Origin of the sequence: Lysinibacillus antri, assembly GCF_003977595.1 — a bacterium.
Taxonomy (GTDB): domain Bacteria; phylum Bacillota; class Bacilli; order Bacillales_A; family Planococcaceae; genus Ureibacillus; species Ureibacillus antri.
The window spans coordinates 49,042-66,794 of the sequence record NZ_RYYR01000015.1; the positions used below are offsets into that span (position 1 = coordinate 49,042).

14 protein-coding genes and 1 riboswitch are annotated in these 17,753 nt (G+C 37.5%); of the genes, 2 read left to right on the plus strand and 12 right to left on the minus strand.

Going from position 1 to position 17,753, the window contains the following annotated elements; translation table 11 throughout:
* Nucleotides 1–19: 19 nt before the first annotated feature.
* Nucleotides 20–580 carry an energy-coupled thiamine transporter ThiT gene (gene thiT / locus EK386_RS12095; protein ID WP_126659431.1) on the minus strand — a complete coding sequence of 187 codons (561 nt, stop codon included), beginning with the start codon at nt 578–580 and terminating at the stop codon, nt 20–22.
* Between the two features lie 136 nt (nt 581–716).
* A riboswitch (TPP riboswitch) is annotated at nt 717–824 on the minus strand.
* Nucleotides 825–951: 127 nt separating this feature from the next.
* Between thiT and EK386_RS12100 the strand changes: the two genes are divergently transcribed.
* On the plus strand, nt 952–1,290 hold the full coding sequence (locus tag EK386_RS12100; protein WP_126659432.1) for a magnetosome magnetite crystal formation protein family: 339 nt from the start codon (nt 952–954) through the stop codon (nt 1,288–1,290).
* A gap of 112 nt (nt 1,291–1,402) precedes the next feature.
* On the opposite strand, the gene EK386_RS12105 is transcribed toward EK386_RS12100, so the two are convergent.
* The 11 genes from EK386_RS12105 to EK386_RS12155 all read right to left on the minus strand — a co-directional run bounded on the left by EK386_RS12105 (nt 1,403) and on the right by EK386_RS12155 (nt 17,016).
* Nucleotides 1,403–4,477: an AAA family ATPase gene (locus EK386_RS12105; RefSeq protein ID WP_126659433.1), complete on the minus strand. Its 3,075-nt coding sequence runs from the start codon at nt 4,475–4,477 to the stop codon at nt 1,403–1,405.
* Nucleotides 4,474–5,646, minus strand: a complete 1,173-nt coding sequence (locus EK386_RS12110; RefSeq protein ID WP_126659434.1) for an exonuclease SbcCD subunit D — start codon at nt 5,644–5,646, stop codon at nt 4,474–4,476. The genes EK386_RS12105 and EK386_RS12110 overlap by 4 nt, the downstream gene beginning before the upstream one ends.
* 254 nt (nt 5,647–5,900) lie before the next feature.
* Nucleotides 5,901–7,130 carry an aminopeptidase gene (locus EK386_RS12115; RefSeq protein WP_126659435.1) on the minus strand — a complete coding sequence of 410 codons (1,230 nt, stop codon included), beginning with the start codon at nt 7,128–7,130 and terminating at the stop codon, nt 5,901–5,903.
* 1 nt (nt 7,131) lies between these two features.
* On the minus strand, nt 7,132–8,280 hold the full coding sequence (locus EK386_RS12120) for a DEAD/DEAH box helicase (RefSeq protein WP_126659436.1): 1,149 nt from the start codon (nt 8,278–8,280) through the stop codon (nt 7,132–7,134).
* A 198-nt stretch (nt 8,281–8,478) separates the two neighbouring features.
* Complete coding sequence (gene cuyB / locus EK386_RS12125; protein ID WP_126659437.1) at nt 8,479–9,189, minus strand: cysteate racemase; 711 nt, start codon at nt 9,187–9,189, stop codon at nt 8,479–8,481.
* The gene (locus EK386_RS12130; RefSeq protein WP_126659438.1) at nt 9,186–10,406 is read right to left on the minus strand and encodes a carboxylate--amine ligase; all 1,221 of its coding nucleotides are present in this window, start codon (nt 10,404–10,406) and stop codon (nt 9,186–9,188) included. The genes cuyB and EK386_RS12130 overlap by 4 nt, the downstream gene beginning before the upstream one ends.
* Before the next feature lie 356 nt (nt 10,407–10,762).
* A complete protein-coding gene (locus EK386_RS12135; RefSeq protein ID WP_126659439.1) occupies nt 10,763–11,944 on the minus strand; it encodes an acetyl-CoA C-acetyltransferase in 1,182 nt (393 codons plus the stop codon).
* 17 nt (nt 11,945–11,961) lie between these two features.
* On the minus strand, nt 11,962–13,464 hold the full coding sequence (locus EK386_RS12140) for a class I adenylate-forming enzyme family protein (RefSeq protein ID WP_439331233.1): 1,503 nt from the start codon (nt 13,462–13,464) through the stop codon (nt 11,962–11,964).
* Between the two features lie 72 nt (nt 13,465–13,536).
* Nucleotides 13,537–14,685, minus strand: coding sequence for an acyl-CoA dehydrogenase family protein (locus tag EK386_RS12145; RefSeq protein ID WP_126659441.1), 1,149 nt, complete (start codon nt 14,683–14,685; stop codon nt 13,537–13,539).
* A gap of 174 nt (nt 14,686–14,859) precedes the next feature.
* Complete coding sequence (locus EK386_RS12150) at nt 14,860–16,608, minus strand: methyl-accepting chemotaxis protein (protein WP_126659442.1); 1,749 nt, start codon at nt 16,606–16,608, stop codon at nt 14,860–14,862.
* Between the two features lie 168 nt (nt 16,609–16,776).
* Entirely contained in the window at nt 16,777–17,016 is a 240-nt protein-coding gene (locus EK386_RS12155; RefSeq protein WP_126659443.1) for a YczO family protein, read from the minus strand.
* Nucleotides 17,017–17,150: 134 nt separating this feature from the next.
* On the opposite strand from EK386_RS12155, the gene EK386_RS12160 reads away from it, so the two are divergent.
* A complete protein-coding gene (locus EK386_RS12160) occupies nt 17,151–17,705 on the plus strand; it encodes an FAD-dependent oxidoreductase (RefSeq protein WP_246027657.1) in 555 nt (184 codons plus the stop codon).
* Nucleotides 17,706–17,753 lie beyond the last annotated feature (48 nt).

Here is a 17,753-nt window from a genome sequence, read left to right on the forward strand (position 1 = left end):
TTGCTCTGTTTCGTTTAAATTATGAAGCTGTTTTTAAAAGTCTCGGTGCACTAGAGAATATAAATGAACCAACAATTGCCGTTAAGATAATGGCTGGAATCATATACGATCCATTATAAATTAATGTATATGCCCAAACATTTTGATCGCCTGCGTACTCTGCAAAGAATATAGCTCCTGCTAGGGCATGTGCTGCGTAGCGTAAAAGTCCGCCGATAACAATCCCAAGAACAATATATAAACTGATTTTTTTCTTATTTAAAGCGTTCGCAGCCTCTAGGATTTGGTGGCGGAATAGCCCTGCTAATCCAACAACCGAGAAGGCTACAACATAATCTAGTAACGCCTGTGCCCAGTGTAAAATGTAAGCACCGGAAAGCATTTGTAAAACACCAACTAATAATCCTGTGCTAAGACCTGCACCTAAGCCCCAACGAACGCCAATAATTAAAATTGGCAACATGACAAAGCTAATAGAGCCACCTTGTGCCCATAGCGAAAACGAAATTTTGTCTAATACGAGGCCAATTGCAGCGAATATTGCAATTTCCACCAGCATTAGTAATCTTGATTTGTTCATAACAAGTCTCCTCTCTATTATTCCGATGTAGAACATTTGAGAAGGAATAGAAATCGTTACGTAGTGTCTCCTAAAACTTTTAGTTCATACTAAAAGAAAAAAATGACATCAGGACAGAGCCTGACGCCATTTTGGAGTCGGTTTCTATCCACATCCCTACGCAAGTACTAACTTACAGGTTCAAAGGGTTAGTGCAATAAGTGCACAATCTCAGCTGACTTTATCAGCTCCCCTTGTGGGTAATACATCTTAAATTATTGTTTGAACACTCTCATTTTATCAGACTATTATTTTTTTTCAACTACCCGTTTAAATTTTCCAGCTTATCACCATCCTAGTAAGAGAAAGTAAATGCGAAAGTGGAGTGGATCATGCTCAGTAATATTTTAGAAAACAACAAAATGATATCAGCCCTTTGTTATATAAGTTTATTATTTGCTCCGTTTATTTTGCCTTTAATTGTGTATTTTATTGTGAAGGATTTGGAAGTGAAGTTTCATGCAAAACGCGCTTTTCTTTCACACCTCATTCCCACTGTCATCGGAGTTTTACTAGGTGTATTTAGCGTCATTGGGATGTTTACAGTAAGCTTTGATGGCATGAGTGGCTTTGTCATTTTAATGTTAGTGTTTACAATTATTTATTTTTTACTAACAATTGGACTGATGATTTGGAACTTAATGCAAGCTGTTCAGATTTTAAAAACTTAAGATAATTTAAAGTAGCTGATTTTTCAAATTCTCCATTCAACTTCATGGCATGTAAAAACGCCCAAGATCACTGAAGCGGTGAATTTTGGGCGTTTTTTCTATTAGTTTTTAGTTATTTAACAGTAATGGACGTTCGACTATAGCCTTCCTTTAACTTCTCCACGTTTAAAATCGCCGGCATTGCTGCTTTTAGCTCATTGACGTGCGAAATGACACCAATCATTCTTCCTGATTTTTGTAAATCAATTAACGTATCAATTGCTTTCATTAAGGACTCCTCATCTAAAGAACCGAACCCTTCGTCAATAAACATCGTGTCAATGCGTACACTGCCTTGGAAGCTTTGAATGACATCGGCCATCCCGAGTGCAAGACAAAGTGAGGCATTAAATTTTTCACCGCCAGAGAGGGATTTTACATCACGCGATTGCCCTGTGTACGTATCATACACATCTAAACTCAATCCACTTTGGCGACCATGAGATTCTTGTCGATCTGAGCATTGTAAATAATACTGCCCATTTGAAAGGTTCCTTAAGCGAATATTCGCTGCTTCTGTTATTTGCTCTAAATAGCCCATCTGTACATAGCGTTCAAAGGAAATTTTTTTACTATTTTGACCACGTAACAAATTATACAAATCGATAATTTGATTGGACTTCTCTTCTAACTTATTAATTTCTTCAGCTACACTTTCAAGATTTTCAGAAAAGCGAATTGCTTGTCGTTCATAATCCTTCGATAAATTGAGTGTTTGTAATGCCTTTTCATATACTTCTTTTAATTGGTCTAACTGTTCTTGTGCCACAGTTAAATCCACCTTCACCATTCCCTTCAGTTGCGTACGTTCTTCCGCTACTTGAGTTGTAAGTGAATGAAGTGCCTTTGTAAATTCTAAGAAATTGTTTTGAAGCTGTTGTTGCTCTTGTTCTGTACGTTTTGCTGATTGGAATAATTCGTAACTTTCAAAACCAGCTGCTTTCATTTTAGTAAGAAACTCTTCTTTTGCGCTAATTAGCTTTTCTTCTAGTTGTTCTACTTGTTGGGTTATTTGCTTTGCTGCTTCTTCGTTTGTTGCTACCAACTTATCGGCTGTTTGAAGTTGTTTTTGAGCATGCTCCCATTGCTGAATTAATGTTTGTTTAGTTTGTTCTGCTAGATGTAGCGCTTGTTGCAATTGGGCTAGCTGTTGTAAATCGCTCGGAATGGCTAAACGTTGTTGATCTAAAATTGTTTGTTGTTTAACGAACTGCTCATTTTTTTCTAGTTTAATTTGCTCTAGTTGTTTTCGTTTATCTGCTAATTGTTCGCTAGTAATGACTAGCTGCTTCAATTGTTTTTTACATTGTGAAAGTTTTTCGAGGTCATTCTGTAATTGTTGAACAAGGGAATCCACTTCATGACATTTTTGAATAAATTGCGCTTGTTCATGAATTGGTGCTTGAAGTGTCGTTAATGTTTCTTCTAATTGTTTTACTTGAATGCTGCTCGTATTGACTTGTACGTAAGCTTCATTTTTCTTTTGTTCTATCTGTCTAACCTTCCCTTGCAACCTATCCAATTCCTGTTCATCGATTAAATTTTCAGTTTGATGAAGTAAGGTTTGATGCTCTGTGCTTCCACAAACAGGACACGGCTCACCCTGTACTAATTTCGCTGCAAGAATCGCCGCCTGATTACCTAACCATTTCTTTTCTTCTTGTTCATAAATACGTTTTGCCTCTTCGTACTCTTTAGACACAATGTCAAAGTGAGCTTGTAGATTGTTGGAGGTTGCTAGCTGTTCATTATACTTTGTAAAGGTTTGAACTACTTCTTGAAGATGGCGTTGCTCATCCTTTGTTTCATTGATTTTTTCAGTTTTAGTTTCTAGCCGTTCAATCTGTTGATTTAATTGTTCGATTTGTTCACGTTGCTCAGATAGCTGTCTATCTACAAGTTCAAGATTAGACTGGGCATTTTTTGCCTCTTTCGATAATGCTTGTACCAATTGTGTTTGTTTTTCAATTTGTTCGTAAAGTGGCAGGTATTTTTGAAGCTCCATTACGTGTTGGATGGCAGCATCTCGCTCGTCTTGCTTTGCTAATTCTTTTTCGTACAATTGTTTTGCAGCTTCTAAGTCGCGTTGTGCTTGTAGCAGCTGCTCTTTCACATTAGATAAACGGGCTTGTTGTAGCCTTTTTTCATCATTTAATTCATGGCATTGTTTATTTAACGGTTCAATTTGATTAGCTCGAATTGATGCTTCATAGTCTTTATTCATTTGTTCATATAGAGGCTTTTGTTGCTCTAATTCATTGAGTTTATTTACTTTCCTATCAAACTCATCAATACGATCATTTAACGCTTTATTTTTAACAAAGAGTTCGTACTTCTCGTTATACTCACTATAAGCTTTACTGTGAATTTGCTCATCTTCTTTTATTTTTTGTTGGTAATAGTGAATTTCATCCGCTAAGCCCTTTTGTATTTGGTGAATGTTCGACTCTTTTTCCAGTACAGCCGTTAATAAAGAATCCCTTTTTGGAAGTAGTCCTATAATTTGTTCAACAATACTTCCTTTTAGAGCACGTGCTTTTTGTAGTTCTAAATCGGCCTTTTTCTTCTTTTCCTCTAATTTTTGAGCCATTTCCCCATAACGATTGGTCTTAAAGATTTTTCTTAAGATCGCTTCTTTATTATCCGATTGCGACGTTAAAAGTTTACGGAACTCTCCTTGTGGCAACATGACAATTTGGTTAAATTGGTCGTAGGTTAACCCAATAATTTCTTCTAATTTTTGATTGATATCCGTTACCCGTTGACGTTCGACAATAGGGAGTTCTTGAGTATCTTGAATTTCAAAGAGCTCATATTTTTCTCCTGTTGCTGTTTTTCGTCCTGCTTTAACATGGGAGAGCTGACGAAGCACTCGATAGGTTTTGTTATGAATCTCAAATACTAGTTCAACTGCCGTATGGACACTTTCTTCTGCAAAATCACTTCGGAGCATTTTTGTATCTTTGCGATCTTGCCCACTTCCATAGCCATATAATGCAAAACAAATCCCATCAAAAATTGTTGTTTTTCCAGCACCAGTCGAACCAGAAATGACAAATAACCGATTGTCCTTTAACTCAGTGAAATCAATTACTTCTTCATTTTTATATGGTCCAAATGCACGCATTGTTAGTTTAATTGGCTTCATTTTGTAACCACCTCTTTTACTTCACGGTCTTCGGTTAACAGCTCTTGAAGTACTTCCTCAAAAAGTTGTCGCTGCAAATCAGTCGGCTCTGTTCCTACAATTTCTTTATGAAAGGCATGAAATAAGCTTAGATCATCCAATTGTTCTCTACGTACTGCTTCACCATTTTCATCTTTATCTAGTTTCGGTAGCGCTTTTCGTTCCACGTGCATAGCATTTGGGTAAACCGTCCGAATTTGCTCCATGGCACCAACGACCGGTGTGATGTCTGTTAATCGAACAAACACATAGTCTTCACTCTCATCATGTTTTAAAATTTCGGAAAGTGCCCCTTCAATAATGCGAAGATCTCTTCTTGGGATAAATTTACGTTTTGTTATTTGGGCTTGTCCATCTTTATCTAAATCGATTACTAAAAAACCTTTTTCGTGGTTCGCTTCTGATGCTGAATATTTTAGGGGTGAGCCGGAATAACGGATCGTTTCATTTAATACATAGTGGGCTTTATGCAAATGACCAAGTGCAGTGTAATGGAACGGTTTAAAATAATCCGCACGCACACATTCAGATCCCCCAATAGCTAACGGACGTTCTGAATCACTTGTGTTGTCTTCTTTTTCTCCATGGGGCGTTACAAAGGCATGGCCAATCAATACGTGACGTTTGGACTTGTCCATTTTCTCTTCAATGGCATCAATAACCTTTTTCATTGCTTCGTCGTAGGTGCTAATCGAATTATCGGAAAAAATATGCTTTACTGTTGAAGGCTCTGCAAAAGGAATTAAATGAAAATGTACTTCACCAAATTCATCATTTATCACAATCGGTTGTAAGTTTGAATTTAGCTCCCCAACAATATGCAATCCACTTTCTTTCATGAGTTTGCTACCGAATTGGAGACGGGTTGGGCTATCGTGGTTTCCTGCAATACTTACGACAGGAACTTTTCGTTTCAATACGATTTCTGCTAACGTTTCGTCTAGTAAATTGACCGCATCAACTGGAGGCAATGAACGGTCATATAAATCTCCAGCGATAATAATCACATCTGGTTGTTCTTCATCGATGGCTGTAATAAATTGTTGTAATATGTGACGTTGATCTTCTGTCATATAAACACCTTGCACTAACTTTCCTAAATGCCAATCTGCAGTATGAAATATTTTCAATCCAACAACCTCCACTTCATTTATTTTTTCCATTATAGCATCATTCGCTAAAAGATGACTACAATTTACGAACAAACATTCCTATTATTGTATAGTGTTTCCAATATTTTGATTTACTCGTGGTTTTAAGGTAAATACTCGCGCTTTTTGGATAAATACTCGCGGAATTCAACAAAATACTCGCAGTTTCCTTAAAAATACTCGCGATATAAAAAAGACCACAAATTGATACTCTCAATTTGTAGTCCTCGTATTTAAAACGCCCAATTCCCTTTACGGAAAATCGGTTCTACTGTGCCATCTGGTAAAATTCCGTCGATGTCCATTTCCCCACTACCGACCATGAAATCTTCATGCGTGATGGAGACGTTAATTCCAAGTGCTTCGAGTTGGCCTTCTTCAAGCTCGCGGCCGCCTTCATAGCAAGTTGGATATGCTTCTCCAATGGCTAAATGGTTTGACGCATTTTCATCAAATAACGTGTTGTAATATAAAATCCCTGAAGTTGAAATTGGTGATTCGTGCGGTACTAACGCCACTTCACCTAAATAACAGGAACCTTCATCATTTGTAAGAAGCTCTTGTAATAAGTCATTTCCTACTTCTGCTTCAGCCTTAACAATTTTCCCTCTTTCAAAGGTTAAAGTAAAATTATCAATGATATTACCTTGATATGCTAAAGGTTTTGTATTGCTCACAACGCCATTTACCCCATATTTTGAAGGCAATGTAAACACTTCTTCTGTTGGCATGTTGGCAATAAATGTTGTGTCTTCAGGAGTTTTACTACTTCCTGACACCCAAATATGTTTTTCTGGTAGTTCAATTGTTAAGTCTGTTCCTGGCGCTTTATAATGTAATTTTGCATAACGTTTGCTATTTAATTGGGCAGCGCGAGTATCTAAATTTGCTACATGGTTACGCCAATTTTCAACTGCATTTCCCTCACCGATACGAACTGTTTTAAAAATGGCATCCCATAAAGCAGTCATCTGTTCATTTTCAGGTAGGTTTGGGAATACTTTAGCAGCCCATTTTGGAGAAGGAACCGCAATGATTGACCAAGCAATATCATCATTCATAATCGCTTTACGATATCGAGCTAATGCTTTCCCAGATGCCTTATGTTGAGCAGAGATTCGAGAACTCGGAATTCCTTCTAATAGATCTGGATCTTCCGCATCAATCCACAATAGTGCACCTTTACGCTCGATCAGTTCATCTCGTTGCGCCACTATCCATTTTGGGAAATTAGTAAATTCCTCTTCAGCTCCAAATTCATAAAAAGCGCGCGTAAACTCTGGATCGGTTAAATTCACTTGCACTCTTCCAGCCCCTGCTTCATAGGCTTTCTTTACAACGATTCGCGTAAATTCTAATGTGTCTGTTGAAGTGTTAATTAATAAATATTGACCCTTTTGAATATTTGCTCCAACTTTTACGGCAAGGTCAGCATATTGTTCTAATTTCTCCTCAAACGTCATATTATTTCCCTCTCTTTTGTGTCGCCGTTTTTGAATTCCCCTCAATCATTTCCCCTTGATGCCATACTTTTTGAACTGTTTTGACATTCATTTCACGCGTTAATTTTTTATACGTTTTTTCATCTTTATAAGATAACAATGTTAATACTTCGCCATCAGCACCGGCACGACCTGTACGTCCTGAACGATGTGTATATTGTTCAATCGTATGCGGAACGTCTACATGGATAACGTGTGTTAAACCTTCAATATCTAGTCCACGAGCTGCAATATCTGTTGCGATTAAAATTCGCACATCCCCTTTACGGAATGCGTCCAATGCTTTTTTTCGTTCTTCTTTTTTCATGTCTGAATGAAGAGTAACTACTTTTGCATCTCGATATTTTAGTTTTGATTCCTTCATTAATACCTGATCGATATTGTTCACAAATGCAAGACCGCGCAAACCTTCAATATGTGATAATCTACGGAGCATGTCTGTTTTATCGCGCTCATCCACCTTAATAAACGAATGAACTACTTTCCCGACTTGCACCATATCTTCTGGTTTGATTTCGATACTTACTGGTTCAAACATTAAACGATTGGCTACCAGTTTGATTTCTTCTGTAATCGTTGCTGACACGACCACCACTTGGCGACCATAAGCAGCACCTTCAATAAATGACTTCACAATCACACGGTATTCACGACTAAGTAGTTGATCGCATTCATCCAGTACAACCGTCTCAACTTCTTTTAGCTTTAACTTATTGGCTTTCGCTAGTTCATTTAATCGACCTGGTGTCCCAACAACGATGGTAGGCTTCTTTTTAAGTTTCTCAATTTGGCGTGCTGAGTTCGCTCCACCAATTAATTGTTGTACAGTAATATCCGTACCAGCCGTCCATTCACGAATAACTTCAACGATTTGCATTGCTAGTTCTTGAGATGGTGCAACGATCAGCGCCTGTGTTTGTTTTTTGCTCCCATTTACTTTATTTAAAATTGGTAATACATATGCAAGCGTTTTTCCTGAACCTGTAGGAGATTCTGCAACGATATCTTTTCCTTCAAGCATCGCTGGAATCATTTCGTCTTGCACCTTCATTGTTGTTTCAAATTTCCATTTATTTTGTAATGTTTCATTTAATAAATTAATGACTGACATTCTTAACCCACCTTTATTTACTTCCCGTTTAGTGTACCATAATTTAAAGAATTTACACGATTTTCCCTAGTGGAATTTGGCTATGGGACATATTTATGTTTTTATGGGACAAATTTCGAATTCTATAGGACACAATTTAATTTTTATGGGACACTTTTCGCTAATCAAACAAAAAAACCCACCTATTACTAGGAGGGCCTATATTTTCACCGTATGATTCAATTCATACCCACAAGCGACAATCGCACTATCTGCAAGGACGAGTAGAGAGTCGATATAGTGGTTATTTAATTTTAAATCTCGGTTCACAATGGAAAGCTCTGTACATCCTAAAATAATTTTATCACAATTTGATTCGAGCATTGCCTGTTCTATTCGCTGCCACAAATGAAGAGGCACTTCTTTACCTGCTTTTACATAATCGTATATTACCGACATAACCAGTGTTTGCGTTATAGCATCAGGAATGATTGGTTCGATATCTTGCTCGATTAATGCATTTTGGTATACAGCAGAAGCCAAAGTACCGTCTGTAGCAAGAAGACCGACACGTTTCGCCCCGACCAATGCTGCTCGCTTTGCCGTCTCACGAATCATATGCAATACAGGAACTGGTGAGCCCAGTTGTAATTCATCATAAAACGTATGCGCTGTATTACAAGGAATACAGATTACCTCTGCCCCCGCATTGGCAAGCTTTTTAGCATCACGCACTAAATAAGGCACAGGGTTTTCCTTTGTATTATCTAAGATGTAAGCGGTGCGATCTGGAATCGTCGTATCGTTATCAATAATGGTGTGTACATGTTCTTGGTCTTTTGTTGCCAGTGTACGACGAACGATCATTTCACCGATAAACATAGTTGCTAAAGGACCAACACCGCCAATAATACCTAATGTTTTTCTCATTCTTCCAAACCTTTTTTATTAAAGTATTTTTTATACTTACGATAATAGTTTAAGTTATTTAATGTAAGTTTTAACCAGCGTTTAACATTCATGTCCTGTTTATAAAACAGAGAATTTGTCCATTTGCCATGGCGAATTAAACTTTTTGCCTCAATTTTCATTTTTTCGTTTGATGCATATTTAAATAAAACACCTTTTGGAATAATCATCCATAAATGTTTGTTGTTAGCATATGTCAATTTTTGTTTTATGTTCAACATATGGTCATCTGCTACGTATTTCATTAGGTTATAGCCTGCAGCCGTAACAAAATAACTTGAACGTCCATTTCTTAAGTTAATTTCAAATAGCTTGTACTCCCCATCACGGGCATCATACTTCATATCGAAATTAGCAAAACCTGTATAACCAATGTCCTCTAAAAAGTAGCGTACTTTATCCATGAGCTTTTCATCAAATGTCGTAATAATAGCCGCGTAACTCCCGATTCCTTCAGGTGAATGCTCTTCTAAAATCGGGTTACCTAAACACATTAACTTCACTTTGCCATCTTTGCCCACGTAGGCATTTAGCACACGCATGTACGAATCATCGCCCGGTATAAACTCCTGTACGATCATTGTATCTTGGTAAGTTGATGCGTAAATTGCTTTTAGAATGGCCGACTTTTCAGCTTCATCATGAGCGACAAAAACTTTCTTTTTACCAGGGAATGAACAAGCCCAGTAAGCTACTGAGTTCGACGCCTTTAAAATAATTGGATAATCAAAAGGCGGTGTAAAATCTTCGTAATTCTCAGCTGTAACAGTTGTTGTACCTGGATATTTGAAATCGTACTTTTCACACATTTTATAGAAGTTTTCTTTTAGCAAGATTTGATCCATTAATGATTCGTCAATATATGGTACGGTGAAGTATTTTTCTAATTCCGGTTTATTTTTAATGATTAATTTTGCATAATCATCTCCACACGCAAGTAGTAATAATTTTTTATCAGGATATTGTTTTGCGACCTTTTCTAAAGCTGGGACAAACACATCTTGTTCATTTAAGTTCGCAATCGCTTGAAAGTGTAAAATACGACTATTTTGGGTTGCAGTTAAGTGGGAGCGTCCTAATACGAGCGGTTTTAAACCATACGCTTCATAGAAAGCTCGGGCCATTCCATATGCGTTCATATCAGACCCTAATAATATTGGTAAAAACGGTTGTTCCATTGTGTTTCAGCTCACTTTAATTTTTTAGTATAGATAGATGATAGTTTAACACATTTTGTTTCTATGGTCATAAGGATACATTACTAAAACTTTTCTTCTATGTATTATTTTCATTACAGAAGAAGAATGAAGGAGTATTTACAATTGGTGTATTGTGACGCCTTTTATTAGGAGAGGGGTTAAGTAGTTTAAAAGAGATGTCGTTCATGGTCTGTATGAAGGCCTGTTTGAGTGGTTTTCCTAGTGGTTTTGTCTTTCATCACGCTTATGAACACCCGTTTAAGCATTGTCACTATATGTTTTGTCTTTCATACCATTAAAAAAAGCTGATCCGGTATAAGATCAGCTTGAAATTTTTAAGTTGATTGAATTACCATGGCAATTCCTTGTCCGCCCCCAATACAAAGACTCACGACGGCATATTTCCCACCGCGGCGTTTTAATTCGTAAGCTGCGGATAAAGCAATACGTGTTCCACTTGCCCCTACCGGATGTCCAAGGGCAATTGCTCCGCCATGGACGTTGGTGATGTCTCGATTTAATCCAAGCTCTTTTTCGACCGCTAAAAATTGTGCTGCAAAGGCTTCATTGACTTCGATTAAATCTATATCCGCCAATGTTAAATTCGCTCGTTCTAGGGCCTGTTTGATAGCTGGCACTGGACCAATTCCCATAATTGTTGGGTCGACACCTGCAACTCCCCACGAAACAATTCGTGCAATCGGATTTAATCCATTTTGTTGAACGGCGCTTTCGCTTGCAACGACTACCGAAGCTGCACCATCATTAATACCCGATGCATTTCCAGCCGTAACCGTTCCGTCTTTTATAAAGGCAGGGCGTAAAGAGGCTAACATTTCAATTGTTGTATTCTCCTTAATATGTTCATCTACCTCAATGCGAACTTCTCCTTTTCGCGTTTTAACAGTGACAGGAACAATTTCTTCTTTAAAGACACCTGACTCCCTTGCATTAGCTGCTCGTTGTTGGGAAAGAAGAGAGAATTCATCCTGCTCTTGACGTGAAATATTGTATTGCTCGGCTAATTTTTCTGCCGTCATCCCCATCCCTGAGCCTGTATATTGATCCGTTAAAGTTGCTTGAAGCATATCAACAAATTGTATATTACCTGTTTTTGGACCGTTAAATCGTTGTTCAAAATTTGCGTAAGGCGATTGGGACATATTTTCAGCTCCACCAGCTAAAATAATATCGCCCTCACCTAATAAAATGTGCTGAGCTGAAGTGACAATAGATTGCAAACCAGATCCGCATAAGCGATTTAAAATTAAAGCTGGTACTTCTTTTGGAACACCGGCCTTTAAGCCAATGTGCCGCGCTAAATAGGCTGCATTCACACCCGAATGAATGACATTCCCATAAATCACATGGTCAATTTTTTCAGGTTCTACATTTGCACGTTTTAATGCCTCGACTGCCGTTATTGTCCCCAGTTCTACTGCATTCACTGTAGCAAGGGACCCACCAAAGGATGTAAAGGCTGTTCTGGCACCTTCTACTATATATACGTTTGTCATATTTATCCTCCTTTTTACTATGGACTTTTCGTCGTTTCGGAAATACTAGGTCGTAATGTATGTTTAAGTACTTTCCCTGAAGCGTTACGTGGTAATTGTTCTAAAAATTCTACCTGTAACGGCACTTTATATTTTGCCAGCTGTGTGCGGCAATGCTCTAGAATCTCCTCTTCCGAAATGGATTGGCCACCTTTCGTTACGACGTATGCTTTTGGAACTTCCCCATATACTTCATGAGGGACGCCTACCACTGCCGCTTCAAGGATTTGTGAAATTTGATACAATACTTCTTCTACTTCGACTGGATAAATATTTTCCCCGCCGCGATTGATCATGTCTTTCTTCCGATCCACAATATATAAAAAGCCCTCTTCATCAAATCGGCCTAAGTCACCTGAATAGAGCCAGCCATTTTGTATTGTGTTCGCTGTTTCCTCAGGATTTCGTAAATATCCCTTCATCACCTGAGCGCCTTTCACACAAATTTCGCCTACTTCTCCAACAGGTACTTCTACGCCTTCTGGATCCACTAATTTCACTTCAGTCCGCGCTAACGGTTTACCTACTGAACCAATTTTCGTTAAGGCATGTTCGTCTGTTAAAGAAGAAGCAGCAGGTGTATTTTCCGTTTGCCCATAGAGATTTTGTACTTTCACATTTGGGAATGTATCTTTTAGTCGTTTTACTAATTCGTACGGCATAGGTGCTGCACCATAGCAGAATAGTCGTAAGTGATCGAAGCTATAATTTTTTAACTCTGGTTTATTAAGTAAAATGGTATACATGGCTGGTACACCAAAGAAAATTGTGGCATTTGTCTCTACTAACTTTGACAATGTTTGTTCTGGAGAAAACGCTTCCTCAACAATAACCGCGCCCCCTTTATACATTGTCGGAACAGCAAATACATGACTTCCTGCACAATGGAATAGCGGAGTACATATAAACATTTTGTCTTCTCTGCTCATCTTCATAGACTGGGACCAAATGTCGGCTGTTTCGTATAAATTTCGGTGAGATAGCATGACTCCCTTTGGCTTACCTGTAGTGCCTGAAGTATACATAACTACAGCAGTATCATTCACATCGAGTGTTGGAAGCTTTGTGTAGGGACTTTCTTGTTGTAATAATTCACGAAGTTGTGTTGTACTGATTTTCTGCTGAAAAGGATGTTGGGAGTTTTGGATTGTTTGTTCAATCTTTTCATCATAGAATAATACCTTTGCCTCTGAATGCGAGAAAATGTATTCTACTTCCGGTGGTGCTAGTTTCGTATTAACAGGCATGACCGTTAAGCCCGCAAGCTGCACACCATAGTAAACAGCTAAAAACAGGTCTGAGTTCAGCATGAATTGTGCAACTAGATCTCCTTGTTTATAGCCTTGCTGATGTAAATAAGAGGCCACTTTTTGTGCATTTTTGTAAAGTTCACTATACGTCCATCGATTTTCTTCAAATTGAATTGCGAGTGAATCTGGATTACTCATTGCATGTTGCCTTAACACATCCGTAACGAACATAAACATTCCCCCCATGTTATATACAAAATCTCTAGACACTAATCCAATTCCGATATACTCTACAGAAATCCACTATTTTAAAATCTCCTTTGCTATAATCCCCTTCATAATTTCAGTTGTCCCTGCATAAATCGCGGCAACCGGGATATCTCGAAAACGTCTTGCAATCTCGTACTCTTCCATATAGCCGTACCCACCATGAAGTTGGAGACAGTCGCTCGCTACTCGTTTGGCCATTTCACTAATCCACCATTTTGCCATCGACACTTCCTTCACAATGGATTCCCCAGCAATATGTTTTGAAACGAGTGAATTTACATAAGTTCGACCGATATCAATTTCTGTTGCCATTTCGGCTAATTTAAATTGGGTATTTTGAAAATCTGCAATGGTGCGATCGAATGCTTTGCGCGTTGTCACATACTCTTTTGTAATCCGAAACATTTCTTCAGCTTCTATTTGCACTTCAATCGCAACCAGCAATCGCTCTTGCTGAAGCTTGTCCATTAAATAGTAAAATCCTTTTCCTTCTTCTCCTAATAGATTACTAGCTGGCACTTTGGCATCCTCAAAAATGAGTTCTCCTGTGTCTGCTGAATGCATGCCGACTTTATTTAACTTTTTGCCACGCTTAAATCCAGGTGTGCCAGTTTCTACAACAATTAAACTGATTCCTCTGTAGGCTGGCTTTGCTTGGGGATCAGTTTTACATACTACCACGACATAATCTGCATGAATTCCATTTGTGATAAAGGTTTTTTCTCCATTTAAAATATAATAGTCACCTTCTCGTCGGGCTGTTGTACGTATCCCCGCAAGGTCAGAACCAGCTCCAGGTTCCGTCATAGCAATCGCTGAAATCCACTCACCTGACACACTTTTCGGAAGCCACTTTTCCTTTTGTTCTGTTGTTCCGAACTGTTCAATATATGGTACAACGATATCTGAGTGCAACACGATGCCACTTGCTAATCCAGCACCTACTCTCTCTAATTCTTCCGCTAGAATCATAGAGTAACCAAAGTCCAACTGTAAGCCTCCATGTTGTTCACTTACTTGTGGACATAAAAAACCATGTTCCCCAAGCTTTCGCCAAAACGCTCTTGGGATGTCTCGTTGTTGTTCCCACTCCTCAAAATAAGGATATGCTTCTTTGTCCAACATTTTACGCAGGGATGAGCGAAACATCTCATGTTCATCGGTGAATAAACCTACAACCATTCCATTCTCCCCTATCAGAATATAGAATTTTCAGAAAAATATACCTCTATTTTAACAACCCAATTATGAACAATCAATATATTAGTAAAGAAATATTTGTACATTTTCTAGAATATTAATTGTATAAAGTAGAAAAACTTGATCAAGAATAATATCTTAATCAAGTTTTTGACGTTAATTATATTGTAGTTTTCGATCTATTAATAATTGCTGAAGCTCTTTTAAGTTTCCAATTACGACATTCGATACTTTCGATACTTCTTCCATGTAGTGTTCTGCTACATCATTTTTACCGTTCTCGTGTGCTTCCACTGCTTTTTTAGCAACTTCATACACTTTTTTATGATAGCTTTCTAACTCCTGGAATATTCGTTCTTTTCCTAATAGTTCTCGACCTTTCCCATAATACCATTCACCTAATCTCGAGTCTTGTGGTGAACCGATATCACGGCTTGTCATTTTTTCAAACCCTAGTAATAAGTTATATATTTTCCATCGCCATAAGAGGTGGTCTGTTATTGCAACTTCGATTATATCCTCTTGACTAATTATAAAGTTTTTAGAAATCGTAGTTGTTCGATAATCATCAATCATTTTACTTAATTGATAAATAGCAGAACCCACTTCGAAGGTAATCGCTTTACTTCGCTTAGTACTCTCTGCAATGTTTTTGTTTCGTTCGGAAATGGCGGCCGATGATTCCGCTTGTAGTCTTGCCGTTGTTGCAATTTCCTCAAATCGCTCGCCTTGTAGTTGTATCGCTTTATTTAATTCCGTTAATGTTTTCGTAACGTGAGCCGCATCACTTACACTTCCATGGAGTTCATTGGCTGATTGTTTGATTTGTGTATCGATTTCACTTGTTATATTTAATAATTCTCTAATATCTTCATTGATGGATTGAACACTATGTTTTGTATCATCTGCTAATTTTCGTACTTCTTCTGCAACAACTGCAAACCCTTTTCCTGTCTCTCCTGCTCGAGCAGCTTCGATGGATGCATTTAATGCTAATAAATTTGTTTGATCTGCAATTTCTTGAATTAAGCTCATCAATTTTGCAACGCTATCTACTCGGTCTACTAAGCGTTTCACATCTTGTTGTACTTTTTGTTGACCAACATCAGTCTTTTGTAAAATTGTCGTTACATGCTGCAATGAATCTAAATCTTTGTTTAAAGCTTTTAATGCGTGTTGTGTTTGACTGGCAACATCTCCAACAGAAGCGGCAATTTCTTCAATACTTGCATCTAATTCTTGCATCGCATCACTTGCTAATATTACGTCTTGTTGTTGGACATCCTGGAATTGTACAAGCTCTTTAATTTGATCAAGTTGCGTATTGTATTCAATGATTTCCCCAAGACCATTAACAACAGAACCACCTTGTATTTCTATATAAGTCTCAGTAATAATCTGAATATCAATTGTTACTAAACTATCATAGGTTAGTAACACGTCTAGCATCTTTACTTGGTCGTTCCCAAGTTTTTTAACGATTAAAGGGATGAATAATTGATTAATTAGTGTGTAAGCTGAGATCATCCAGTTTGGTAAAACACCGATTCTTGCATGGGTATAGGCAATTTTACGACGCTTAAAAACATAATCAATAGTTAAATCATCTTCAAATAAACTAACAAAGTGGCGATTTAACGTTACTTTTAATCGCTCTACGGATGAATACGTATTGATAATATGATGAAACTTTGGAATATCTAACAACTTTTTATAAAACATGTCCATTATATATTCGCGGTTCTCTTCATAGATTTCACTTAAACAAAGTGTAGAATCTCTGCGAATTTGGGTTAGAGCAAGAAAGTCTAATTTTTCTTTAAATCGTTCATTTGTATTAATGTCGGATTGATTGGTGTTAGAAAAATATTCATAGTTTTGCAGTTTTCTACGGTTACCGAACAATGGAAATCCTCCTCTTAAATAGGTACGCATTTATTTCCATTTTATAATAAAATTGTTAAGAAGTGATTAAAATTTATGTATTTTTAAGTAATTTTATGAACTTTTGATTAAAAAAAGGTATTAACATGCTCAGATTATGTAGCTTACGTTAATACCTTGTAAATTATATTAATTATGTTTTTTTTCATCAGGTGATTCTTTTCTGAATACCTCTGTGATCAATTCATCATCTTCCGCTTTTACCCGTTTATTTAACTCTTCAACCGCAATAGCGTCTACTGTCTGCATATCTTCATGTAAATCAAAAAGGCTTATGTTCTCAGAGTTCACCATGTCTGGTTTATCGGTATATGGTAAATCTGCAAAAGCCATTTTCTTATCCGGTAATGATTCCCAATCTTTTTTCATTTATCTACACTCCTTTTTAGTAGTATGTGCAGAAATGGTGCCAGGTACTCGTACAATTCAGTGAGGCACTCTTTTGGTACATGTTCCAAGACTTTGATAGACTAATAGGAACGAAAGGAGGAATTTATTTATGTATGATGGCAATTATTGGTGGAGGTCCTGCTGGAGGTAGTGCTGCGATTTACACTGCTAAAGCTGGTAAAAAAACGATTATTATCGATAGTGATCAAGGTGTAACAAAACGCGCTCTTCTTTATAACCATTACGGTGTTGTCGAAATTACGGGACCAGATCTTGTAGCAGTTGGTTTAAATCAAGCAAAGCATTTCGGTGCAGAAGTTGCAGAAACTAAGGTGACTTCCATTACAAAGCATGCTGAAGGGTTTACATTAGCTACTGAAAACGGTGAATTTGAAGCAAAACAAATCATTTTAGCTACTGGTTTCTTAACTGATTTAGCGGATAGCTTAGGCCTTGCAACAAAACCAGGTACAGAACCACGTGTTAAAACAATTTTTGATGTCGATGCAGCTGGTAAAACAAATGTTGAAGGTGTTTGGGCAACAGGAACTTGTGCAGGATTTAGTGTACATACAATCATTACAGCTGGTGACGGAGCAAAAGTTGCCATTAACTTAATTAGTGAATTAAATGGTGAACGTTATGTTGACCATGACGTTTTAAAATAATCAGATTAGGGCTTAATCCTTGTCAATACAACAATTGATTAAGCCCTT